Genomic DNA, 21,386 nt, shown 5'->3' with positions numbered 1-21,386 from the left:
CGCGCCCCTTTCGGGGTCATGTTCCATTTAGGTGCACAGATCTTGCATACCAGTTGGCACAGAAGCTGCTGGTATGCAGGCCTATGGCCATCTCCGCATCCGAAATCAGTGCACGCATCGTCGAAGCGGTGATGGCGCAGAAGCTCGCGCCGGGTTCGCGCCTGGGCGAGCAGCAGCTGGCGATGCTGTTCGACTGCAGCCGCACCATCGTGCGCGAGGCCCTCACGCGGCTGGCGGCGCGCGGCATCGTCACGGTGAGCGCGCGGCGCGGCTGGTTCGTCATCGAGCCCTCGCAGGACGAGGCGCGCGAGGCCTTCGAGGCGCGGCGCGTCATTGAGCTTGGCCTCATCCGCAGTGCGGGCAGCACCGGAAAGATCGAGAAGACCGCTCTGCGCCAATTGAAGGCGCACCTCCAGCGTGAAAAGACCGCACTGAAAGAAAGCGACGTCGGCAACCGCAGCTTCCTGCTGGGCGACTTCCATGTGTGCCTGGCCGAATGCCTGGGCAACACGCTGCTGGCCGACACGCTGCGCGACTACACGGCGCGCACCACGCTGATCGCCATGCTCTACCAGTCCACGCACGACGCGGTGCAGTCGTGCGAAGACCACGTGCAGATCGTCGCGGCGCTGGAGCGCGGCGACCATGCCGCCGCCGAAGCATTGATGGCCGCGCACATCGGCACGGTGCAGTCGGCGCTGCGCGTGCAGGCGCCCACCGATCCGCTGGCGCAGCTGCGCGATGCGCTGGCGCCGCTGCACAACACCAATGCCGCCCCGGCGCCCAAGGCCAAAAAGCGCCGCAAGGCTGCCGACGCCGCATCCCCCGATTCAGATTCTTCGACTTACCTAGGAGCCCTGCTATGACCTTCTCTGCATCCAAACGCCACCTCGCCCTTGCGCTTGCTTCAGTCGCCATGCTGGCTTCGGCCGGCGGCGCGTACGCCCAGAACGCGCTCGACAACGTGCTCAAGGCCAAGACGATCAAGATCGCCGTGCCCACCGACTACCCGCCCTACGGCTCGGTCGACAAGAACATGAAGCCGCAGGGCCTCGACGTTGAAATGGCCGAGCTCATCGCCGCCAAGCTCGGCGTGAAGGTCGAGCTGGTGCCCGTGACCAGCGCCAACCGCATTCCGTACCTGCAGACCAGGAAGGCCGACCTGGTGATCTCCACGCTCGGCAAGAACCCGGAGCGCGAGAAGGTGATCGAGTTCACGTCGGCTTATGCGCCCTTCTTCCAGGCCGTGTACGCCGCCAAGAGCATGAAGCTCACCAGCTTCGCCGACATGGCCGGCAAGACCGTCGCCGTGACGCGCGGCGCGATGGAAGACCAGGAGCTGAACAAGGTGGCGCCGCCGAACGTCGACTACCGCCGCTTCGAGGACAACAACGCGACCATCGCGGCCTTCGTGGCCGGCCAGACGCAAACCCTCGCGACCAGCGCGGCGGTTGCTGGCGACATGCTCGCCAAGAATCCGAAGGTGAGCGCCGAGTTCAAGCTGCTGCTGAAAGACAGCCCCTGCTTCGTCGGCGTAGCCAAGGGCGAAACCGCGTTGAAGACCAAGGTCAACGAAATCATTGCCGCCGCCAAGAAGGACGGCACGCTGGACGCCATGTCGAAGAAGTGGCTCGGCAAGGCAGCCGGCGACCTGCCCGTCTGATCGAACTGCGCGGCCATGAACATCGAGTTTGACTTTGGCGCGGTGCTCGCCGAATGGCCGCTGCTGTTGCGCGGCGTGGCGTGGACCGTCGGCCTCACCGCCGTGGGCACCGTGCTGGGCATGATCGTCGGCACCTTCTGCGCATGGGCGCGCTCGGGCGGCCCGAAGTGGCTGCGCGCCATCGTGGGTACCTATGTGGAGCTGATCCGCAACACGCCCTTCATCGTGCAGCTGTTCTTCATCTTTTTCGGGCTGCCGGCGGCGGGCGTCAAGCTTTCGCCGGAGGTGGCTTCGGTGATCGCGATGGTGATGAACCTGGGCGCATATTCCACCGAGATCATCCGCGCCGGCATCGAGGCCACGCCCAAGGGGCAGATCGAGGCGGCCGTGAGCCTGGCGCTGAGCAAGTCACAGGTGTTCCTGCGCGTGGTGCTGCCGCCGGCGCTGAAGAAGGTGTGGCCCGCGATGGTGAGCCAGATCGTCATCGTGATGCTGGGCTCCGCCGTGTGCGGGCAGATCTCGACCGAGGAGCTGAGCTACGCGGCCAACCTGATCCAGAGCCGCAACTTCCGCGCCTTCGAGGCTTTCATCATCGCCACGCTGATCTACCTGGCGCTGTCGGTGGCGCTGCGGCGCCTGCTCGACTGGGCGGGGCCGAAGTTCTTCTTCGGCCGCTGACCGAATACCGAGGCCTTTTTCACCATGGCTGATTTTTCTCTCTGGGACATCCTGCGCAACCTGCTGATGGCATTGCGCTGGACCGTCGTGCTGTCGCTCATCGCCTTCATCGGCGGTGGGCTCGTGGGCGCGCTGCTGCTGTTTTTGCGGATGCGCGGCGGCAAGGCGATCGGCAGGGCCGTGAGCCTTTACGTGCAGCTCTTCCAGGGCACGCCGCTGCTGATGCAGCTGTTCCTGGCCTACTTCGGCATTGCGTTGTTCGGCATCGACGTGTCTGCGTGGACGGCCGCGAGCGTGGCGCTCACGCTCTACACCAGTGCGTTTCTCACCGAGATCTGGCGCGGCTGCGTGGCCTCGATTCCGAAGGGCCAGTGGGAAGCCTCGGGCAGCCTGGCCTTGAGCTTCGGCGAGCAGATGCGCCACGTGATTCTTCCGCAGGCCGTGAAGATCGCCATTGCGCCAACGGTCGGCTTTCTGGTGCAAGTCATCAAGGGCACGGCGCTCGCGTCGGTGATCGGCTTTGTCGAACTCACCAAGGCCGGCAGCATGATTTCGAACGCCACCTTCAAGCCCTTCGTGGTGTTCAGCTGCGTGGCCCTGCTTTATTTCGTGCTGTGCTTCCCCGTGAGCCTGTACGCCAAGAATCTCGAGAGGAAAACCCATGGCCGCCGTGCTTGAACCGCAACAACCCGCCACCTCGGTGGGCGCTCCCATCGTGCGCATCACCGCGCTGCGCAAGTCGTACGGCACCAACGAAGTCCTGAAGGGCATCGACCTCGACGTGAAGCGCGGCGAGGTGATCGCCATCATCGGCAAGAGCGGCTCGGGCAAGAGCACGCTGCTGCGCTGCATCAACGGACTCGAAGTGTTCCAGGAAGGCTCGCTCACGGTCGACGGCAAGCCCCTGCTGCACGAAAGCGCCATGGCCATGCGCGAACTGCGCCAGCGCGTGGGCATGATCTTCCAGAGCTTCAACCTGTTCCCGCACCTCACGGTCGGCAAGAACGTGATGCTCGCGCCCACGTTGGTGAAGAAACGCGGCAGCCTGGAAGCGGCCTCGCAGGCGCGCAAGCTGCTCACGCGCGTGGGCCTGGCCGAAAAATTCGACGCCATGCCCGACCAGCTCTCTGGCGGCCAGCAGCAGCGGGTGGCCATCGCCCGTGCGCTGGCGATGGAACCGGCCGTGCTGCTGTGCGACGAAATTACATCGGCGCTCGACCCCGAGCTGGTGGGCGAGGTGCTGCGCGTGGTGGAGTCGCTGGCCGACGAGGGCATGACGCTGCTGATGGTCACGCACGAGATGAGCTTCGCGCGCAAGGTCAGCGACCGCGTGATCTTCATGCACCAGGGCCGCGTGCACGAGATGGGGCCACCGGCGGATCTGTTCGGGAATCCGCAGACGGCGGAGCTCAAGCAGTTCCTGTCGTCGCTGCATGACTGAGTGATTGAGGCCGAGAGGGGTCTTGCGGTCGGTCGGCTATCCTCCGCCACCGCGATGTACATAGAGCAAGCAACACCCTCCGAAGCGGCCACAGTTGCCGCCGTTCTGAACGAAGCCGCCCAATGGCTCGCCGCCGATGGCCGTCCGCTGTGGTCGGCCGCCGACGTCGGCCTCGAACGCGTGCAGCGCGACACCGATGCCGGGCGCTACTTCATCGCACGCGAAAACGGCGACGTGGCCGGCGTGGTGCGGCTCGACATGGAAGACCCCTTCTTCTGGCCCGAGATCGAACCGGGCAGTTCGGCGTTCGTGCACAAGCTGGCAGTTCGCCGGGCGTGGGCCGGGCGCGGCGTGTCGACCGCCCTCCTGGCCTTTGCACGAGAGCGCGCCTTCGAGCTCGGGCGCAGGCATCTGCGGCTCGATTGCGTGGCAGACAGGGCGGCCCTGCGAAGCCTCTACGAACGCTTCGGTTTCCTGCTGCACAGCGAGATTCAAAAGGGTACCTCGTCCTTTGCCCGCTACGAACTCCCCTTGGGCAACTAGCCAGCCTCGCGCCGCACCATGCAATTCAAATGGATGGAGGACTTCATCGCGCTGGCGCAGACGCGCAGCTTCACGCGCGCGGCCGAGCTTCGCCACGTCACGCACCCGGCCTTCGGGCGGCGCATCCGCGCACTCGAGTCGTGGGCCGGCGCGACGCTGATCGAACGCGGCAGCTCGCCGGTCGTGCTGACGGCGGCAGGCGAGAGCTTCCTGGACAACGCCAGCCAGGTGGTGCGCAGCGTCGAGGGCTCGCGTGAAGAGGTGCACAACGTGGCCGGCAGGCAGGCCCGCACGGTGACGCTGGTCACGGGCCGCACGCTCGCGCGCACGGTGATGGCCGACTGGCTGGTGCGGCTGCAACCCGTGCTGCGCGATGGCGAGGTGCGCGTGCTGACGGGCGCGCTGGCGGAAACGGTGCGGATGCTGGAACACAACGAGGTGGATTTCTCGCTGATCTTTCATCACGCCGCGCTCACTTTCCGGCTCGATGGGCGGCAGTTTTCCCACGTGACGGTGGCGTCCGACAAGCTTGTGCCCGTGTCGCGCACCGATGCGCAAGGCCTTGCCAGGCACAGCTTCGACGGCACCGGCCAGGTGCCGTTTCTGTCTTATGCCCGCACGCTCGCCATGGGCCGCATGGTGGAAGACCTGCTTGCCAACAATCCGCAGGCGCCGCGCCTCCAGCGTCGCATCGAATGCGATTCGGCCGATGCGCTCTACGAGTACGTGCTGAGAGGGCTGGGCGTGGCATGGCTGCCCTGGTCGATGGTGCAGGGCGATTGCAAGGCCGGCCGGCTGGTGCCCGTGGGCGGCCGGCGCATGGAGGTGCGCTTCGAGGTTCAGCTCTATCGGCCGAAGCGCCGGCTGGGTCCGCTGGCCGAGGATGTGTGGCGGGCAATGACGCCGCGCTAGCCCAATCGGCACGGCTTCGTGCCAGTACGGCACCATGCAAGAACAATCGGCCCCGCAGAATCCTCAGGATTACTACAACTCCGAGGCAACGATGCGTCTTCCCCATGCTTTCTCCTCCTGTGTCGCCGTGGCCCTGTGCGGCCTTGCCTGGGCCGCCGCCGGCCCGGCCAATGCCCAGGCCTACCCGAACAAGCCAATCACGCTGGTGGTGGCCTACCCGCCGGGCGGCTCGACCGATCTCACAGGGCGTGCGCTCGGCGTCGAGTTGTCCCATCGCCTTGGCGTACCGGTGATCGTCGACAACGTGGGCGGTGCCGGTGGCGCCATCGGCGCGCAGAAGGTCGCCAATGCCGCGCCCGATGGCTACACGCTGCTCGCCGGTGCCAGCAACGAAGTGGCAATCAACAGGCTGGTCAACAGCAACGTGAAGTACGAGCCCAAGGACTTCACCCCCATCGGCCTGATTGCCTCGCAGCCGCTGGTTCTGGTGGCCGCCCCGGGCGCCGGCGTGAAGAACACCGGTGAATTCCTCGCGCTGCTGAAGAAGAACCCCGGCAAGTACAGCTACGGCAGCTCCGGCGTCGGAACCTCGCTGCACCTGGCCGGAGAAATGCTCAAGCAGCAGGGCGGCGTGTTCATGACGCACGTGCCCTACCGCGGCGTGGCGCCGCTCACCAATGACCTGCTGGGCGGCAACATCGACTTCGGCGTGTTCGTCCTCTCCAGCGCCCTGCCCTACATCCGCAGCGGCAAGATGGTGGCGCTGGGCACCACCGAGGCCAGGCGCTCGGCCATCACGCCCGACTTGCCGGCGCTCAGCGAGAGCCCGAGCCTCAAGGGCCTGGACATCGGCGTCTGGTTCGCGCTGCTGGGGCCGGCGAAGCTGCCGGAGCCGGTGCTGGCCCGGCTGAAGACGGCACTGAACGAGACGCTGCAGTCGCCCGACTTCCGCAAGAAGATGGAAGCCACCAGCTCGGTCGTCCCGACGTCGAACGTGGACATCGACAAATTCCTGGTCACCGAGACCGCCAAGTACAAGACCATCGTCAAATTCGCCAACATCAAGGAATGAGCTTGTCCACGCTGTTTCAACTCCCCGCCCCCGACCTCTCTGCCTGGCGCGCCGGCAACACCGGCGTCGAAGGCGTCTGGCACTTCGAAGCCGAAGCGCCCGGCCGGCACGTGATGATCAGCGCGCTCGTGCACGGCAACGAAGTGTGCGGCGCCTGGGCGCTCAAGGGCCTGCTGGAGGCCGGTGTGCGCCCGCAGCGCGGCACGCTCACGCTGGCGTTCTGCAACCTGGAAGCCTTCGACACCTTCGACGTGGCCGACCACGATGCCTCGCGCTTTGTCGACGAAGACCTCAATCGCCAGTGGCTGCCCGATCGCATCGAGGCCGGTGGCACGCGGGAGAGGCGTCGTGCCGCGGCGCTGCTGCCCTATGTGACTCAGGCCGACTGGCTGCTCGACCTGCACTCGATGCACGAGCCCTCGGCGCCGCTGACGCTCACCGGCATCCAGCCGCGCAATCTGCGGCTGGCGCAGGCAATGCGCAGCCCGGAGCACGTGGTCATCGACGCGGGCCACAAGGACGGCGTGCGCATGCGCGACTTCGGCCGGTTCGGCGCGCCCGATGCCGACGCGCAAAGCGACGCCCTCGCACTGCTGGTCGAATGCGGTTTCCATGGCGATCCGGCCAGCCGCACGGTGGCGCAGGACCAGTGCGCGCGCTTCCTGCGGGCGGCCGGCACGCTGGACGATGCCGCCATCGCGCAGCAACTGCCCGGCTGGCTGCAGCCCGACGCACCCCGGCAGTGGGCGCTGGACGTGACCGGCCCCGTGGTGGCGCGCGGCGAGGACTTCCGCTTCGCGCAGCCCTTCACCGGCCTGGAAGTGATCGAACGCGCGGGCACCGTGATCGGCTGGAACGAGGGCGAACCCGTGGTCACGCCCTACGACGACTGCGTGCTCGTCATGCCCTCGACGCGCCAGGCCAAGCCGGGCGTGACGGTGGTGCGATACGCCCGTCGCCGGCTCCTCTAAGGCCTCCCCGGGGGCGGCTGGCGGGAACCTTTGCGGCTGTGGCAAGCTCGGGCCGGTATGAACCTCCGCACCCCGTTCCCCACTTCCCGCCGTCGGGTACTGCGCGCGCTGCTGGGCGCCGCGGCCCTGCAGGCGCCCTTCGCGGCGCTGGCCGGCTTCAATTTCTTCACCAGCGAATACACCGCCACCCGCGACGAGCTGCAGACGCAGATCGCCAAGCGCTTCCCGGTGGCCGAGCGCTATGCCGAGATCTTCATGGTCGGGCTGCGCGATCCGCAGCTGGGCCTGGACGCACGCGGCAACCGCGCGGCCATCACGGCCACGCTGACCATCGCCAGCCCGCTGCTGGCGGCCTCGCCGGTGCAGGGCCTGGTGTCGGTCAGCAGTGCGCTGAGGTACGACCCGGCCACGCGCGCGCTGCGGCTCGACCAGCCCAAGGCCGAGCGCCTCGAGCTGCAGGGCGTCGAAGGCCGCGACGCCGAGCGGCTGCAGAAGATCGGAGCGGTGGTCGCGCAGGAACTGCTGCAGGGCCAGGTGCTGCGCAGCTTCACGGCCGACGAACTCACGGTCGGGCGCAAGACTTACGAGATCGGCGACATCACGGTGCAAGACAACGGGATCAAAGTGCAGCTCAAATGAAATACGCCCTTCTCTCTGCTGCCCTTTCCGCCCTGCTCATGGCAGGCTGCGCCGCCGTCCTGCCCACGGCCAAGCAGCACTTCGACCTCGAAGCCCACCGCGGCGGACGCGGGCTGGCACCCGAGAACACGCTGGCCGCGTTCTCCAATGCCGTCGACCTTGGCGTGACCACGCTCGAACTCGACATCGGGCTCACGGCCGACGGCGTTGTCGTGATCTCTCACGACACCTCGCTCAACCCCGACCACACGCGCGATGCGAGCGGCGCATGGCTGGCGCCGAACACCGGCGCGGCCATCCGCTCGCTCACGCTGGCCCAGCTGCAGACCTACGACGTGGGCCGCCTCAACCCGACGAGCAACTACGGCAAGCAGTTCGCGCTGCAGCAACCGCGCGACGGCGAGCGCATTCCCACTCTGGCCGCGCTGTTCGCGCAGGTGCAGGCACGCGGCGCAGACGCGGCCACGGTGCGTTTCAACATCGAGACCAAGATCGACCCGACCAAGCCTGAGGAAACCGCCGCGCCCGAGCCGATGGTGCGCGCGCTGCTCGCCGAAATCGACAAGGCGAAGATGGCCGACCGCGTGACGATCCAGAGCTTCGACTGGCGCACGCTGGCGCTGGTCGGCAAGCTCGCGCCGCAATTGCCGCGCGCCTACCTGACGACGCCCCGCACGCTGAAGGACAGCCGCTGGACCGCCGGAATCGATGCGGCCGGCTTCGCCTCGGTGCCGCAAATGGTGAGGGCCGCTTCGGCCAATGCGCCGGGCCCGGTGATCTGGTCGCCGGCCTTTGCCGACCTCACGCCTACCGTCATCAAGGAAGGGCAGAAGCTGGGCCTGAAGGTGCTGCCCTGGACCGTGAACCAGCGCGCCGACATGCAGCGGCTGATGGACTGGGGGGCGGACGGGATCATCACGGACTACCCGGACATCCTGCGCGACCTGATGCGCGAGCGCGGGCTGTCGCTGCCGCCGCCCGGAAAGAACAAGCAATGAGCGCCGTACAGCAACTCGATGCCATCGCCGCGCGCATCGCGGCCCTGCGCACCGACGGCGGCGGCTCCGTCACCACGCTGTCGAACGAAGCCCGCGCCAGCACCGAGCTGCTCGGCGCCCTGCCACCGCGCTACGGCGAGGTACTGCTGAGCCTGCTCGACCGGCTGGAGTCGAGCGCGCTCTTCAGCGAGGAAAGCTGCTCCTTCAGCCAGAAAGACCTGCTCGACAACCTGCAGGTGTGGGTTGACAAGGCCCGGGGCCAGCTGGTGTCTTGAACTGATGTCTTAGGACGCAGGTTTATCATCCCGCCCATGCGCACCCTGCTGCTCGCCCTCATGATCGCCCTGCTGCCCATCCGCGGCTGGCTCGGCGATGCCATGGCGGTCGAGATGGTGCGGCATTCGCTGCCGGCGGCTGAGGCAGCCGTGTCCATGGCGACTGCGGCTACCGAAGCCCATTGCCACGAGGCGATGGATGCCGGCAGCAGCATGGACATGCAGATGGGCATGGCGGACCACGCCGGTTCGCATGACAACAGCAGCAACGACGGCACCGGCCATCAAGGCTGCGGCACCTGCACCGCCTGCCAGGTCTGCCATACGGTGGCCCTTGGCGGCATGCCCCTCGTCGACATCGTGCACAGCGCGCCCCAGGCGCCGCCCGCGGCACACGCGGCCCGCTTCGCCAGCGCAGAGCCCGCACAGGGCCTGAAGCCGCCCATTTCCTGATCTCCCTGCCCGTAGTCCGTCCGCAGTGAGCCCTTTCCGGCTCGCAGCGTCCGTCGTATTGCTCATGGAGATCGAGCGTGAACCCCATTGTTCGCCGGCAGCTTGCCGGCCCCCCTTGCTATCGAAGAAGTAGCGCGCTGCTCAAACGCGCCACTGCACTCGCGAGCGTCCTGATACTGGCAGGCTGCGCCAGCCTCTCGCCCGACGGCGGCACCGCCGACGTGCAGGCGCTGGTCAACGGCAACCCGCTGATGGCGGGCACCGCAGCCCAGCGCACGCCCGACGAAGCCTCGCAAAGGAGCGTCGATGCCCTGCTCGCCAGGCCGCTGAACGTCGAAGCCGCGGTACGCATCGCGCTCATCAACGGCCCGCGCGTGCAAGACGCCTTCGCCACCCTGCAACTTAGCGATGCCGACCGTGTGCAGGCCGCGAGCCTGCCGAATCCGGTGCTTTCCTTCAGCCGGCTGGCGCAGGGCAGCGAACGCGAGTTCGAGCGGATGGTCAGCTTCAACGTGGTGGGCCTGGTCACGCTGCCATGGCAGGCCCGATGGGCCGGCCAGCGGCACGAGGCGGCCAAGCTGCAGGCTGCGCAGAGCGTGCTGACGCTCGCCGCTGACACTCGCCGCGCCTGGGTGCGCGCGGTGGCGGCGCAGCAGAGCGTGGTCTACCTGCGCGACGCGAAGGAGGCCGCGGAAGCCGGCGCCGAACTCGCGCATCGCATGGCCCAGGTCGGTAACTGGAGCGCGTTGCAGCGCACCCGCGAACAACTGCTGCTGGCCGACGCGGCCGCGCAGCTCGCGCGGGCCGAACAGGCGGCTGTCGCTAGCCGCGAGCAGCTCACGCGCCTGATGGGCCTGAGCGGCGCTCGCGCCGGCTACACCCTGCCCGACCGCCTGCCACCGTTGCCGCAAGCCGCGCCCGAACTGGGCGACGTGCAGGCGCTGGCGCTGCGCGACCGCCTCGACGTGCGTTCGGCGCAAGCGCAGAACACGGCCGTGGCCGGCTCGCTGGGCCTGACGCATGCCACCAGCGTGATCAACGCGATGGAACTGGGCGTGGTGCGCAACACCACCTTCGACAACGACGCCGATCGCACGAAAAAGACCAAGCGCGGCTTCGAACTCGACCTGCCCATTCCGATCTTCGACTGGGGACAGGCCCGCAATGGCCGCGCCGAGGCGCAATACCTGCAGTCGGCCGCCCGCGTGCGCGACGTGGGCGTGCTGGCCGCGAGCGAGGCGCGCGAAGCATGGCAGGGCTGGAACACCGCCTACGCCATCGCCCGCCGCTACCGCGACGAGGTGCTGCCGCTGCGCAAGAAGGTCAACGAGGAGATGGTCCTTCGCTACAACGGCATGCTCGCGAGCGTGTGGGAGCTGCTTGGCGAAACGCGCGCCAGCATGCTCGCCGTGAACGCCGGCATCGAGGCGCAGCGCGATTTCTGGCTGGCGGACACCGATCTGCAGCTGGTGCTCACGGGCAGCTCGCCCGGTGGAATGACGGCTGCGCAGACCGCGTCGGCCGGTGATGCCCCCGCAACGGGAGGCCATTGACATGAACCGTCGCAACTTCTTCGCAGGCGCAGCCACCGCTGTTGCCGCCACTTCCGTGAGCCGCGTGGCCATGGCTGCCCTGCCCGAACCCGTTTCGCAAGGCTCCACCGCCACCGCGCCACCGCTCGTTCCGCCGAACGGCCGCCCCTACAACCCCGTCGTCACGCTCAACGGCTGGACGCTGCCCTGGCGCATGAACGCCGGCGTCAAGGAATTCCACCTAGTCGCGGAGCCCGTGGTGCGCGAGATGGCGCCTGGCTTCAAGGTCAACATGTGGGGCTACAACGGCCAGTCGCCCGGCCCGACCATCGAGGTGGTCGAGGGCGACCGCGTGCGCATCTTCGTGACCAACCGGCTGCCCGAGCACACCACCGTGCACTGGCACGGCCAGCGCCTGCCCAACGGCATGGACGGCGTGGGCGGCATCACTCAGCCGCACATTCCGCCGGACAAGACCTTCGTCTACGAGTTCACCGCGCGCCGGCCCGGCACCTTCATGTACCACCCGCACGCCGACGAGATGGTGCAGATGGCGATGGGGATGATGGGCTTCTGGGTCACGCACCCGAAGGACAGCCATCCGCTGATCGAGCCCGTGCAGCGCGACTTCTGCTTCCTGCTCGGCAGCTTCGACGTGGAGCCCGGCAGCGCCACGCCCAAGGTCAACACCATGACCGACTTCAACATCTGGAGCTTCAACAGCCGCGTGTTCCCGGCCATCGACACGCTGAACGTGCGCAAGGGCGACCGCGTGCGCATCCGCGTGGGCAACCTCACGATGACCAACCACCCCATTCACATCCACGGCCACGAGTTCGAGGTGACCGGCACCGACGGCGGCCCTGTGCCGCGCACCGCACGCTGGCCCGAGGTGTCGGTGGACATCGCGGTGGGCCAGATGCGGCAGATGGAATTCATAGCCGACGAGGAAGGCGACTGGTCGCTGCACTGCCACAAGGCGCACCACACCATGGGGCCGATGGGCCACGACGTGCCCACCATGATCGGCGTGGACCACAAGGGCGTGGCCGAGAAGATCCGCAAGCTCGTGCCCGACTACATGGTGATGGGCGACAAGGGCATGGCGGACATGGGCGAAATGGAAATGCCCATTCCCGACAACACCGTGCCGATGATGACCGGCACCGGCCCCTTCGGATCGGCCGAAATGGGCGGCATGTTCACGCTGCTGAAGGTGCGGCGCGACCAGAAGCCCGGCGACTACCGCGATCCGGGTTGGTTCAAGCACCCGCCCGGCACCGTCGCGCGCGAAGTGCCGAACGCGAACGTGCCACCGGCCACGCGCAAGGAAACACCCGCGCCGTCGATGAAGAACAGCAGCCCCGACGCAACCGTGCGCAAGCCCTCCGGGTCTGGCGCACACAACCACTGATTCCTTTACCCCTTCCTCTCTGGAGCTCAACTCATGAACAAGACACTCATCAAGTCCATCGCCGCGGGCCTCGTGCTCGCGGCTGCCACTACTGCTTCGTTGGCCCACGAGGCCCACAACGGCCCCAAGCCCAAGGGCACCGCCGCGCTCGCGCCCGAGCAGAAGGCCTGGGGCATCGCAGGCAAGGCCAATGCAGTGAAGCGAACCATCGACATCGCGATGGCCGACGACATGACTTTCACGCCCTCGGTCATCGAAGTGCGCGAAGGCGACACCATCCGCCTGCGCCTGAAGAACCGCGGCAAGGAACTACACGAACTCGTGCTCGGCACCACCGCCGAGATCGAGGCTCACGCGGCCATGATGAAGAAATTCCCGGACATGGAACACGACGATCCGTGGATGGTGCATGTGCCCGCCGGCAAGACCGGCGACATGGTCTGGACCTTCAACCGCGCCGGCGACTTCGACTTCGCCTGCCTCGTGAAGGACCACTACGAACTCGGCATGGCCGGCCGCATCCGCGTGCTGGCTGCCGCTGGCAAATCCTGAAGGAGAAACCATGCAACGAAGAACCCTGCTGCTGGCACTGGCTTCCACTGCCGTGCCTTTCGCAGCGATGGCCGCGGCACCGATGGTCGAGATCTGGAAAGACCCGAACTGCGGCTGCTGCCAGGACTGGGTCAAGCACCTCAACAAGAGCGGCTTCGCCACGCGCGTGCACGACGAAGGCAACGCAGCCGCGCGCACCCGCCTGGGCATGCCCGCCAAGCTGGGCTCGTGCCACACGGGCCTCGTCGGCGGCTACGCCATCGAAGGCCACGTGCCCGCACGCGAAGTGCAGCGGCTGCTCAAGGAAAAGCCCAAGGCCGTCGGCCTCGCCGTGCCCGGCATGCCGGTCGGCTCGCCGGGCATGGATGGCCCCGCCTACGGCGCCCAGCGCGATCCCTACGACGTGCTGCTGGTGCTGGCCGATGGCAGCACGCGCATCTATCAAAGCTATCGCTGAATCAACCGACAACCGAGGAAAGCAAACTCATCATGAAGAAACTGTTCACCGCACTCTCCGCCACGCTGCTCGCCGCAGCCGCCTTCGCGCAGGCTGCATTGCCAACCGTCGAAGGCGAGGTCCGCAAGATCGACACTGACGCGAAGAAGATCACGCTGAAGCACGGCGACATTCCCAACCTGGAGATGACGGGCATGACGATGGTCTTCCGCGTGAGCGATCCCGCGCTGCTCACGAAGGTGAAGCCCGGCGACAAGGTGCAGTTCACGGCCGACAAGGTCGACGGCGCACTCACTGTGCTGTCGATAGCGCCGGCAAACTGAGCTTCGCTCGCAGTGCCCCTTCGAACAGGGCATTGAGTTCGTGCTGGGGAATCTGGCTGCCCGCGTAAGAGACCGTTCCGTGCGCGTGCAGTTCCCGCGCGCTGCGCCTCACGAGCGCCATGACCGAGCGTGCGATCGATCCTCCTACACTGATCCGCGCGGCCCCGGCATCGATCAGTTCGAAAGCGCTGGCGGACGCCTCGTTCAACCCCACCACGATGTTGAGGGGGCCCGCGATTTCGCGCGCCAGCGTCGCGACCCGGGACAGGTCAGTGACCCCGGGCACGAACACGCAGTGCGCCCCCGCCTCCATGAAGTGGTTGGCGCGCCGGATCGCGACGTTCAGTGCATCGTCGCCGGGAAGCAGGAACGCATCGGTGCGCGCGTTCAGCACGAAGCCGCCGCCTGCGGCACCGATCGCGGCACGCGCTGCGGCGATGCGGGCGACGGCCAGCCCCTCGTCGAACAGGCACCCATGCTCGGCATCGGTGTCCTCGATGTTGCCGCCCGCCGCACCCGCGTCGATGGCCATGCGAACGGTGTCGGCGACTTGCTCCGGCGCGTCCCCGTAGCCGGCTTCCAGGTCGGCACTCACGGGAATGGCCACCGCCTCGGCGATCTTCCTGACCACGGCGAGCATCTCCTCGCGGCTGACTGAGAGGCGGGCATCCCTGACGTTGTAGTCCGGCTTTCCCAGCGAGAACGCGATGCCGGCGCTGGTGGTGCCGATTGCCTTGAAGCCCTCTGACGCGAGCAGCACCGCGCTGCCCGGATCCCAGGCGTTGGGCATGATGAATCCACGCTTCGCCCGATGCAGTTCGAGGAAGGTGCGGCCGCGCGCAACGCGTGTCTCCTGGTCCATTTCAACTCCGCCGTGATGGATGAAGGCGCGATGGTGATGTGGAGGCAGATGCGCGTCAAACGCATAATATTTCTTTGATCTATCGATCTCTTGCATGGGTGGCGTCAAATGGATTCAGAAGCTCTTGCCACGTTCCTGACGGTGCATCGGCGAGGCGGCGTGTCTGCAGCCGCGTCTGCGCTTGCACGCACGCAATCGGCAATCAGTCGCCGCATCGCGCTTCTGGAGGAGGAGTTGGGCGCGCCGCTGTTCGAGCGCATCGGTCGCGGGCTCCGGCTGAGCCAGGCGGGCCAGGCCCTGCTGCCCCACGCCGAGAAGGTTGCCGCTGCGCTCGGCGACGCTGCCGCCGCGGTGGAGGCCGCCAAGTCCGGCGCGGCAGGCACGGTGCACATCGCGGCTGTCGGCACGCTCGCAAGCTCCGGCCTCGCTGCCGTACTAGCCAGGCTCAAGTCCTCGCTTCCCGACCTCGACATCCGCCTGCAGACGGCAACCAGCGCCGAAGTCAGCGAGAAGGTCCGTGCCGGCGATGCGGCCGTGGGGTTGCGCTACTACGAAGATCCGTCGCCGGACCTCCTGTGCAAGATCATTCACCACGAGCGACTTGTGATCGCATGCGCGCCGGCCCATCCGCTCGCGGGCAAGCGGTTGAAGTCGCTCGTCCGTCTTTCGAGGGAACGGTGGCTGGCTTTTCCGCAGCAGCCGCGGCGCGCAGAGCCCTACGCGGAGGCGATCTTTTCGCAGTTCCTCGTGCGGGGCGTGGAGCGGATCGACTGGACCGCCATCGACAGCCTGACCGCTCAGAAGCGCCTGGTCGAAGCGGGATTCGGCCTGGCGCTCCTCCAGGAAAGCGCCATTGCCGAGGAAGTCGGACAAGGCAATCTCGCGCTGATCCGAGTCGCGGATCTCGATGTGAGCGTTCCCGTAGCTTGCGTCGTGCGCCGGTCGGCATTTCTCAGCCGCGCGACGCGCGCACTACTCACGGAGCTGGAGCGCGGCGAACTCTAGGACTTGAAGCGCCCCGGGTCGAAAGGCGCCAACGGTATCTCCGCAGCAACGCCCGTGAGCAACTGCGCCACCAGCCGCCCCGTGCGCGCCGAGCCACACAGGCCGACATGGCCATGCCCGAAGGCCAGCACGATGTCGGCGCTGCCGCCTGACGGGCCGATGCAGGGCAGCCCGTCGGGCAGGCTCGGGCGGTGTCCGAGCCAGTGCTTCACTGAAGGTGCGCCGGGCGCGGGTCGTGCAAGCGGCGGAAACATCGATTGCAGATGCTCGTGCAGGATTTCGGCGCGGCGCCAGTCGGGCGCCGCTTCGAGGCCCGCGATCTCGACCTGCCCTGCCGCGCGCAGGCCGCCGTCCATCCAGTGCGCGATGAGCTTGCCGTCGGCCACCATGGTCGGCGTGCGCGGGCCGGCCGTGGCGTCTTCGACGACCACGTGGTAGCCGCGCTCCGACTCCAGCGGCACCGCGGAGCCGGCGGCTGCGGCCAGCGGGCCTGAGCGGGCACCGGCGCAGATGGCGGCGCCGTCGCAGGCGATTTCGCCGGCCTCAGTGCGCACGGCGCGCAGACGGCCGCCCTCGATGCGAAAACCCGTCGCGCGGGCGGCGACACGTTCGGCGCCCACATCGAGTGCATGCTGCGCCAGGGCCGCCACGTAGGCGCCCGGATTGCGGCAGTGGCCGGCTTCGGGCACGAAGATGCCGAGCGTGTAGCGCGCCGCCAGATCGGGCTCGCGGCGGCGCAGTTCGTCTTCCGGCCATTCCTCCCACTGGACGCCGACGCGCTGGCGCACGCGCCAGCCCAGCGCATCGCCGTCGAACTCGGCTCGCGAACGGTAGGCGTGCAGCAGCCCACGCCGCTCGATGAGCTGCGGCACGCCGGCCTCGGCGGCCAGTTGCGCATGCAGCGCGGGCGCATCGGCCAGCAGCGTGCGCAGGGCATCGGCTGTGCGCTGCACGCGCGCCTCGGTCCAGCCCGAGGCCAGGTAACGCAGCAGCCATGGCAGGGCCCTCGGTAGGTAGCGCCAGCGCAGGGCGAGCGGCCCGAGCGGGTCGGCCAGCCAGCCCGGCACCTTGCGCCAGGCACCCGGCAGCGCGGGCGGCACCACGGAGTGCGACGACAGCCAGCCGGCATTGCCGTAGCTCGTGGCCTGCGGACCACCCGGTTCGCCGGGCTCCACCACCGTCACGCGCAGGCCCGCGCGCAGGGCTTCGATGGCGGTGGCGCTGCCCACCGCGCCCGCGCCGATCACCACGACATGACGGCGGCCGCCGTCTGGGGAGAAACTTCTTGCAACTGTCATGGTGGGGATCGTAGAGGGTGCGGTCTCATAATCGGCCGCCATGTCTGCCCCGTCTTCCACCCCCACTCATTCCGCCGGTTCCATCACCGACGTCGCCGGCATCGAGGTCGGTCACTTCTCCGACACCCGCCGCCCCACCGGCTGCACCGTCGTCATGGCGCGCGACGGCGCCGTGGGCGGCGTGGACGTGCGCGGCGCCGCACCCGGCACGCGCGAGACCGACCTGCTCGCACCCGGCAACCTCGTGCAGCAGGTACACGCCGTGATGCTCGCGGGCGGCAGCGCCTGGGGCCTGGCAGCCGCCGACGGCGCGATGCGCTGGATGGAAGAACGCAGCATCGGCATGGACGTGCGCTTCGGCACCCTGCCTATCGTGCCGGCCGCCGTGCTGTTCGACCTGCCCATGGGCGACGCGCGCATCCGCCCCGATGCCGCAGCCGGCTATGCCGCCTGCGAGGCCGCGAGCACCGCTGCCCCCGCCGAAGGCAACGTGGGCGCGGGCACCGGCGCGCTGGTGGGCAAGCTCTTCGGCGTGCAGCGCGCGATGAAGGGCGGCATCGGCACCGCATCGGTCACGGTCGGCGGCGTCACGGTGGGTGCGCTGATCGCGGTGAACTCGCTGGGCGACGTGATCGATCACAACACCGGCCAGCCCGTGGCCGGCGCGCGCACCGAAGACGGCAAGGCGCTGCTCGACACCCGCCGTGCCCTGCTGCGCGGCGACAGCCCCAAGCCCCTGCTGGCGGGCACCAACACCACCATCGGCGTGATCGCCACCGACGCGGTGCTGACCAAGGTACAGGCCAACCGGCTCGCCATGGTCGCGCACGACGGGCTCGCGCGCTCCATCAACCCGGTGCACACCATGAGCGACGGCGACACGCTGTTCGCGCTGGCCACCGGCCGCGTGCCGCTGGAAGGCAACGCACCCGGCATGACGGTGCTCAGCACCATGGCCGCCGAGGCGGTGGCCATCGCCACGTTGCGCGCGGTGCATGCGGCGCGCACGGTGACGGTGGGCGAGCTGCACATTCCCTGCGCGGCGGATCTCGCCGTAGCGCGCGGCTGAACACGAGAAGACCACCATGGCGTTCCCCAGAACCCTGAAGCTGATCCTGCTGTCGATCCGCGACCTCATCGCCTCGGCGGGGCCGATCATTTTCATCGTCATCGGCCTGCTGATCGCCGCCTACTGGTGGCTGCAGCCGCAGCCGCCCAAGCACGTGACGCTGGCCACCGGCCCCACGGGCAGCGCCTATGCGCAGTTCGGCAAACGCTATGCCGAAGCGCTCAAGCACAGCGGCATCGAAGTGGAGCTCAAGCCCACCTCGGGCTCGACCGAGAACCTGCAGCTGCTGCGCACCGGCGGGGCCGACGTGGCCTTCGTGCGCGGCGGCAGCGCCGACCCGGTAGCCGACGAAGAGGCCGGCCTCACTTCGCTCGGCAGCCTGTTCTACGAGCCGATCTGGCTCTTCTACCGTGCCGACTCGGCCCAGAAGATCGACCGCAAGACCGGCACGCTGACCACGCTCGCCCAATTGCGCGGCCTGCGCGTGAACATCGACCTTCCGGGCAGCGGGCTGCCAGACATCATGGAGCGCCTGCTCAAGGCCAACAGGCTGGGCCCCGAAGACCTGCTGCTGTCGAACCTCGAACAGGCGTCGGCCGCCGAGGCGCTGCAGGCCGGCCTTCTCGATGCCATCGTGCTGTCTTCCGCGCCGCAATCGCCGCAGGTGCAACGGCTGCTGCGTTCGGACGACATCAAGCTCATGGACTTCGGCCAGGCCGACGCCTACTCGCGGCGCTTTCCGTTCCTCTCGGCGGTGACGCTGCCGCGCGGCGTGGTCGACCTGTCGAAAGACCTGCCGCCGCACGACGTGGCGTTGCTCGCAGCCACCACCTCGCTGCTGTCGCGTGACGAAACCCACCCGGCCCTGCGCCAGCTGTTCGCGCAGGCGGCGCAATCGGTGCACAGCGGCGCCGGCTGGTTCAACCGGGCGCGCGACTTTCCCAACACCCGCACCAGCGAACTGCCGGTGAGCCCCGAGGGCGACCGCGCCATCAACGGCACGCCGCCGATCTGGCAGCGCTACCTGCCCTTCTGGGCCAGCAACCTGGTCGAGCGCATGTGGCTGGTGCTGGGCGGCCTGCTGGTGCTGATGCTGCCGCTGAGCCGCGTGGTGCCGCCGCTGTACCAGTTCCGCGTGCGCCGGCGCGTGTTCCGCTGGTATGCGCGGCTGCGCGACATCGAGGCGAAGGTCGATGCAAAGACGGAAGTGAAAGAGGCCGAACAGAAGTCCCTGCTCGAAGACCTCGACCAGCTCGACCGTACGGTCAACAAGGTGGCGGTGCCGCTGTCGTATGCCGACGAGCTCTATGCGCTGCGCAACAACATCTATGCGGTGCGCAAGCGGGTGCTGGCCCGTGCGCCGCAAGTCAGCAGTGCGGGCGGTGGGGCAGGACCGACGACCGCGGCGAACGATGCCGCCTGATGGCGCCCTGCATTCGACCTTGCGCACGCTGATCGATTTCGCACAGCCGCGCGGCGATGGTGCGAGCCGGCTGCGCCTGTCTTTCGGTGCGCCGTCGCGCGTGCTGGTGGCGCGGACGGCCGCAGAGGTGCGGCCTGTGCTCGAAGCCGTCGAGGCGATGGCGCGTGAGGGGCGCTGGTGCGTGGGGTATCTGCGCTACGAAGCTGCGGCGGCCTTCGACCCCGCGTTCGCGGTGCATGCGGCGGACGGGCCGTTGGCCTGGTTCGGCGTGCACGACGAAGCCCTGCCATGGCCGGAAGTCCAGAACAACGTTTCGCCGGTGCCCACTGTCGATTGGCAAGACAGCCTCTCACGCGCCGACTTCGACCAGCGCATGCAGGCCATCCACCGCGCGATTGCGAACGGCGAGCTCTACCAGCTCAACTACACCGCGCCATTGCATACCGGCTTTCACGGCGATGCAGGCGACTGGTTCCTGGCACTGCGGCAGGCGCAGCCCGACGGCTACACCGCCTTCATCGACACTGGCGAAGAGCAGGTGCTGTCGGTGTCACCCGAACTCTTCTTCGACTGGCATGGCGATCGCATCCTCACGCGCCCCATGAAGGGCACCGCCCCGCGCGGCGCCACGCCCGCCGAAGACGAAGCGCTGGCGCAGCGGCTGCGCACCGTGCCGAAGGAGCGGGCCGAGAACGTCATGATCGTGGACCTGATCCGCAACGACCTCTCGCGCGTGGCCCGGCCTTTCTCGGTCCGCGTGCCGCGGCTGTTCCACACCGAGGCGCTGCCGACGGTGTGGCAGATGACGTCCGATGTCGAGGCCCTCGTGCGCGAAGGCACCACACTGGCCAATGTGTTCGGGGCGCTGTTTCCGTGCGGCTCGATCACCGGAGCGCCCAAGGTCAGCGCGATGCGCATGATCCGCGAACTGGAGCCCGAGGCGCGCGGTGTGTATTGCGGCGCCGTGGGCGTGGTGCAACCCGGCGGGCGTGCGACTTTCAATGTACCGATCCGTACCGTGACGCTGCGCGGCAGCGAGGCACGCTGCGGCATCGGAAGCGGGATCACGGCCGATGCGCAAGCCGACGCGGAGTGGGAGGAATGGCGGCACAAGCGCGCCTTCCTGTCGCACGCAAAGCGGCCCGTGAATCCGCCTTTCGAGCTGCTCGAAACACTGGCACTGGCAGCCGGCGAATTGCGCGATGCACCGGCGCACCTGGCGCGTATGGCAAACGCCGCCCGGCATTTCGGCTACGCGTGGAACGAAGCGCTCGTCGCCGCCTGCCTGCATCGTCTTCAGGCACAGCACACGGCCGGCACGTGGCGCGTGCGCCTGCTGCTCGACGCGCAAGGCACGCCCCGCGCCGAAGCCTTCGCAATGGAAGCGCCGCCCGCGCGCTTGCAGCTGCAGCTCGCGGACCGCGCGTTCAACGAATCGGGCAGCGACTTCACCCGCTTCAAGACCACCCGCCGCGCCCACTACGAAGCCTTCGCGCCCACCGCTGCGGGCGTGTTCGACACCCTGCTGTGGAACCGCGACGGCGAGATCACCGAATGCACGCGCGGCAACATTGCCCTGCTGCTCGACGGCCGCTGGGTCACGCCGCCCTTGCGCTGTGGTTTGCTGAACGGCATCGGCCGCGCCAACCGCGTGCGCAGCGGCCAGCTTGCCGAAGCGGTCGTGCGGGTGGACGATCTGCCCCGGGTGCAGGCGCTGGCCTTCGTGAACAGCCTGCGCGGCTGGCTGGATGCCGATCTGAACGTCCCGCAAAAATAGTTCGACAAAGCGCTTGACTTAGAGCGCGC

Annotated in this window: 24 protein-coding genes; 22 read left to right on the top strand and 2 right to left on the bottom strand. The window is 68.1% G+C overall.

Going from position 1 to position 21,386, the window contains the following annotated elements:
• Positions 1-83 precede the first annotated feature (83 nt).
• The 18 genes from ACN9MV_RS10640 (at position 84) to ACN9MV_RS10555 (ending at position 13,923) form a co-directional block, all read left to right on the top strand.
• Entirely contained in the window at positions 84-866 is a 783-nt protein-coding gene (locus ACN9MV_RS10640) for a GntR family transcriptional regulator (protein ID WP_307617149.1), read from the top strand.
• Positions 863-1,663: a transporter substrate-binding domain-containing protein gene (locus ACN9MV_RS10635; RefSeq protein ID WP_093078781.1), complete on the top strand. Its 801-nt coding sequence runs from the start codon at positions 863-865 to the stop codon at positions 1,661-1,663. The genes ACN9MV_RS10640 and ACN9MV_RS10635 overlap by 4 nt, the downstream gene beginning before the upstream one ends.
• 15 nt (positions 1,664-1,678) lie before the next feature.
• Complete coding sequence (locus ACN9MV_RS10630) at positions 1,679-2,341, top strand: amino acid ABC transporter permease (protein ID WP_093058300.1); 663 nt, start codon at positions 1,679-1,681, stop codon at positions 2,339-2,341.
• 24 nt (positions 2,342-2,365) lie between these two features.
• A complete protein-coding gene (locus ACN9MV_RS10625; RefSeq protein ID WP_093058299.1) occupies positions 2,366-3,019 on the top strand; it encodes an amino acid ABC transporter permease in 654 nt (217 codons plus the stop codon).
• Entirely contained in the window at positions 3,003-3,782 is a 780-nt protein-coding gene (locus ACN9MV_RS10620; RefSeq protein ID WP_093058298.1) for an amino acid ABC transporter ATP-binding protein, read from the top strand. The genes ACN9MV_RS10625 and ACN9MV_RS10620 overlap by 17 nt, the downstream gene beginning before the upstream one ends.
• Positions 3,783-3,836: 54 nt before the next feature.
• Positions 3,837-4,325: a GNAT family N-acetyltransferase gene (locus tag ACN9MV_RS10615; RefSeq protein ID WP_093177855.1), complete on the top strand. Its 489-nt coding sequence runs from the start codon at positions 3,837-3,839 to the stop codon at positions 4,323-4,325.
• An 18-nt stretch (positions 4,326-4,343) separates the two neighbouring features.
• Positions 4,344-5,237, top strand: a complete 894-nt coding sequence (locus ACN9MV_RS10610) for a LysR family transcriptional regulator (protein WP_426392117.1) — start codon at positions 4,344-4,346, stop codon at positions 5,235-5,237.
• A 91-nt stretch (positions 5,238-5,328) separates the two neighbouring features.
• On the top strand, positions 5,329-6,309 hold the full coding sequence (locus ACN9MV_RS10605; protein ID WP_426392116.1) for a Bug family tripartite tricarboxylate transporter substrate binding protein: 981 nt from the start codon (positions 5,329-5,331) through the stop codon (positions 6,307-6,309).
• Positions 6,310-6,311: 2 nt separating this feature from the next.
• Entirely contained in the window at positions 6,312-7,280 is a 969-nt protein-coding gene (locus ACN9MV_RS10600) for a succinylglutamate desuccinylase/aspartoacylase domain-containing protein (protein ID WP_371127407.1), read from the top strand.
• 57 nt (positions 7,281-7,337) lie between these two features.
• Entirely contained in the window at positions 7,338-7,919 is a 582-nt protein-coding gene (locus tag ACN9MV_RS10595) for a DUF1439 domain-containing protein (protein ID WP_307617154.1), read from the top strand.
• Positions 7,916-8,917: a glycerophosphodiester phosphodiesterase gene (locus ACN9MV_RS10590; protein WP_093058292.1), complete on the top strand. Its 1,002-nt coding sequence runs from the start codon at positions 7,916-7,918 to the stop codon at positions 8,915-8,917. Before ACN9MV_RS10595 ends, ACN9MV_RS10590 begins: the two co-directional genes overlap by 4 nt.
• A complete protein-coding gene (locus ACN9MV_RS10585; protein WP_093058291.1) occupies positions 8,914-9,192 on the top strand; it encodes a hypothetical protein in 279 nt (92 codons plus the stop codon). The genes ACN9MV_RS10590 and ACN9MV_RS10585 overlap by 4 nt, the downstream gene beginning before the upstream one ends.
• Positions 9,193-9,228: 36 nt before the next feature.
• Positions 9,229-9,645, top strand: a complete 417-nt coding sequence (locus ACN9MV_RS10580) for a hypothetical protein (RefSeq protein ID WP_426392115.1) — start codon at positions 9,229-9,231, stop codon at positions 9,643-9,645.
• 77 nt (positions 9,646-9,722) lie between these two features.
• Positions 9,723-11,198: a TolC family protein gene (locus tag ACN9MV_RS10575; RefSeq protein ID WP_426392113.1), complete on the top strand. Its 1,476-nt coding sequence runs from the start codon at positions 9,723-9,725 to the stop codon at positions 11,196-11,198.
• 1 nt (position 11,199) lies between these two features.
• Complete coding sequence (locus ACN9MV_RS10570) at positions 11,200-12,591, top strand: multicopper oxidase family protein (protein ID WP_426392112.1); 1,392 nt, start codon at positions 11,200-11,202, stop codon at positions 12,589-12,591.
• A gap of 33 nt (positions 12,592-12,624) precedes the next feature.
• Entirely contained in the window at positions 12,625-13,143 is a 519-nt protein-coding gene (locus tag ACN9MV_RS10565; RefSeq protein ID WP_426392111.1) for a cupredoxin domain-containing protein, read from the top strand.
• A gap of 10 nt (positions 13,144-13,153) precedes the next feature.
• A complete protein-coding gene (locus ACN9MV_RS10560) occupies positions 13,154-13,600 on the top strand; it encodes a DUF411 domain-containing protein (protein ID WP_426392109.1) in 447 nt (148 codons plus the stop codon).
• A 32-nt stretch (positions 13,601-13,632) separates the two neighbouring features.
• Positions 13,633-13,923, top strand: coding sequence for a copper-binding protein (locus ACN9MV_RS10555; RefSeq protein ID WP_426392107.1), 291 nt, complete (start codon positions 13,633-13,635; stop codon positions 13,921-13,923).
• Here ACN9MV_RS10555 and ACN9MV_RS10550 read toward each other — a convergent pair.
• Complete coding sequence (locus ACN9MV_RS10550) at positions 13,892-14,881, bottom strand: isocitrate lyase/PEP mutase family protein (protein WP_426392105.1); 990 nt, start codon at positions 14,879-14,881, stop codon at positions 13,892-13,894. The two genes, ACN9MV_RS10555 and ACN9MV_RS10550, sit on opposite strands and share 32 nt — an antisense overlap.
• A 12-nt stretch (positions 14,882-14,893) precedes the next feature.
• On the opposite strand from ACN9MV_RS10550, the gene ACN9MV_RS10545 reads away from it, so the two are divergent.
• Positions 14,894-15,790, top strand: a complete 897-nt coding sequence (locus ACN9MV_RS10545) for a LysR family transcriptional regulator (RefSeq protein WP_426392103.1) — start codon at positions 14,894-14,896, stop codon at positions 15,788-15,790.
• On the opposite strand, the gene ACN9MV_RS10540 is transcribed toward ACN9MV_RS10545, so the two are convergent.
• Entirely contained in the window at positions 15,787-17,088 is a 1,302-nt protein-coding gene (locus ACN9MV_RS10540; RefSeq protein ID WP_426392102.1) for an NAD(P)/FAD-dependent oxidoreductase, read from the bottom strand. The two genes, ACN9MV_RS10545 and ACN9MV_RS10540, sit on opposite strands and share 4 nt — an antisense overlap.
• A 40-nt stretch (positions 17,089-17,128) precedes the next feature.
• Between ACN9MV_RS10540 and ACN9MV_RS10535 the strand changes: the two genes are divergently transcribed.
• Genes ACN9MV_RS10535 through pabB form a run of 3 tightly spaced genes read left to right on the top strand, consistent with a single transcriptional unit; the run spans position 17,129 to position 21,357 of the window.
• Positions 17,129-18,157, top strand: a complete 1,029-nt coding sequence (locus ACN9MV_RS10535; protein WP_426392100.1) for a P1 family peptidase — start codon at positions 17,129-17,131, stop codon at positions 18,155-18,157.
• Between the two features lie 16 nt (positions 18,158-18,173).
• Positions 18,174-19,580, top strand: coding sequence for a TAXI family TRAP transporter solute-binding subunit (locus ACN9MV_RS10530; RefSeq protein WP_426392099.1), 1,407 nt, complete (start codon positions 18,174-18,176; stop codon positions 19,578-19,580).
• Positions 19,570-21,357, top strand: a complete 1,788-nt coding sequence (gene pabB / locus ACN9MV_RS10525) for an aminodeoxychorismate synthase component I (RefSeq protein ID WP_426392098.1) — start codon at positions 19,570-19,572, stop codon at positions 21,355-21,357. The genes ACN9MV_RS10530 and pabB overlap by 11 nt, the downstream gene beginning before the upstream one ends.
• Positions 21,358-21,386 lie beyond the last annotated feature (29 nt).

The organism is Variovorax sp. R-27, assembly GCF_049913215.1.
Classification (GTDB): domain Bacteria; phylum Pseudomonadota; class Gammaproteobacteria; order Burkholderiales; family Burkholderiaceae_C; genus Variovorax.
The sequence above is the reverse complement of the archived record's forward strand: the minus strand, read 5'-3'. Positions and strand labels throughout refer to the sequence as shown.

Coding starts and splice junctions, on each gene's coding strand:
- ACN9MV_RS10640 (WP_307617149.1), top strand. CDS start 84: ATGGCCATCTCCGCATCCGAAATCAGTGCACGCATCGTCGAAGCGGTG.
- ACN9MV_RS10635 (WP_093078781.1), top strand. CDS start 863: ATGACCTTCTCTGCATCCAAACGCCACCTCGCCCTTGCGCTTGCTTCA.
- ACN9MV_RS10630 (WP_093058300.1), top strand. CDS start 1,679: ATGAACATCGAGTTTGACTTTGGCGCGGTGCTCGCCGAATGGCCGCTG.
- ACN9MV_RS10625 (WP_093058299.1), top strand. CDS start 2,366: ATGGCTGATTTTTCTCTCTGGGACATCCTGCGCAACCTGCTGATGGCA.
- ACN9MV_RS10620 (WP_093058298.1), top strand. CDS start 3,003: ATGGCCGCCGTGCTTGAACCGCAACAACCCGCCACCTCGGTGGGCGCT.
- ACN9MV_RS10615 (WP_093177855.1), top strand. CDS start 3,837: ATGTACATAGAGCAAGCAACACCCTCCGAAGCGGCCACAGTTGCCGCC.
- ACN9MV_RS10610 (WP_426392117.1), top strand. CDS start 4,344: ATGCAATTCAAATGGATGGAGGACTTCATCGCGCTGGCGCAGACGCGC.
- ACN9MV_RS10605 (WP_426392116.1), top strand. CDS start 5,329: ATGCGTCTTCCCCATGCTTTCTCCTCCTGTGTCGCCGTGGCCCTGTGC.
- ACN9MV_RS10595 (WP_307617154.1), top strand. CDS start 7,338: ATGAACCTCCGCACCCCGTTCCCCACTTCCCGCCGTCGGGTACTGCGC.
- ACN9MV_RS10590 (WP_093058292.1), top strand. CDS start 7,916: ATGAAATACGCCCTTCTCTCTGCTGCCCTTTCCGCCCTGCTCATGGCA.
- ACN9MV_RS10585 (WP_093058291.1), top strand. CDS start 8,914: ATGAGCGCCGTACAGCAACTCGATGCCATCGCCGCGCGCATCGCGGCC.
- ACN9MV_RS10580 (WP_426392115.1), top strand. CDS start 9,229: ATGCGCACCCTGCTGCTCGCCCTCATGATCGCCCTGCTGCCCATCCGC.
- ACN9MV_RS10570 (WP_426392112.1), top strand. CDS start 11,200: ATGAACCGTCGCAACTTCTTCGCAGGCGCAGCCACCGCTGTTGCCGCC.
- ACN9MV_RS10565 (WP_426392111.1), top strand. CDS start 12,625: ATGAACAAGACACTCATCAAGTCCATCGCCGCGGGCCTCGTGCTCGCG.
- ACN9MV_RS10560 (WP_426392109.1), top strand. CDS start 13,154: ATGCAACGAAGAACCCTGCTGCTGGCACTGGCTTCCACTGCCGTGCCT.
- ACN9MV_RS10555 (WP_426392107.1), top strand. CDS start 13,633: ATGAAGAAACTGTTCACCGCACTCTCCGCCACGCTGCTCGCCGCAGCC.
- ACN9MV_RS10550 (WP_426392105.1), bottom strand. CDS start 14,881: ATGCAAGAGATCGATAGATCAAAGAAATATTATGCGTTTGACGCGCAT.
- ACN9MV_RS10545 (WP_426392103.1), top strand. CDS start 14,894: ATGGATTCAGAAGCTCTTGCCACGTTCCTGACGGTGCATCGGCGAGGC.
- ACN9MV_RS10540 (WP_426392102.1), bottom strand. CDS start 17,088: ATGACAGTTGCAAGAAGTTTCTCCCCAGACGGCGGCCGCCGTCATGTC.
- ACN9MV_RS10535 (WP_426392100.1), top strand. CDS start 17,129: ATGTCTGCCCCGTCTTCCACCCCCACTCATTCCGCCGGTTCCATCACC.
- ACN9MV_RS10530 (WP_426392099.1), top strand. CDS start 18,174: ATGGCGTTCCCCAGAACCCTGAAGCTGATCCTGCTGTCGATCCGCGAC.
- pabB (WP_426392098.1), top strand. CDS start 19,570: ATGCCGCCTGATGGCGCCCTGCATTCGACCTTGCGCACGCTGATCGAT.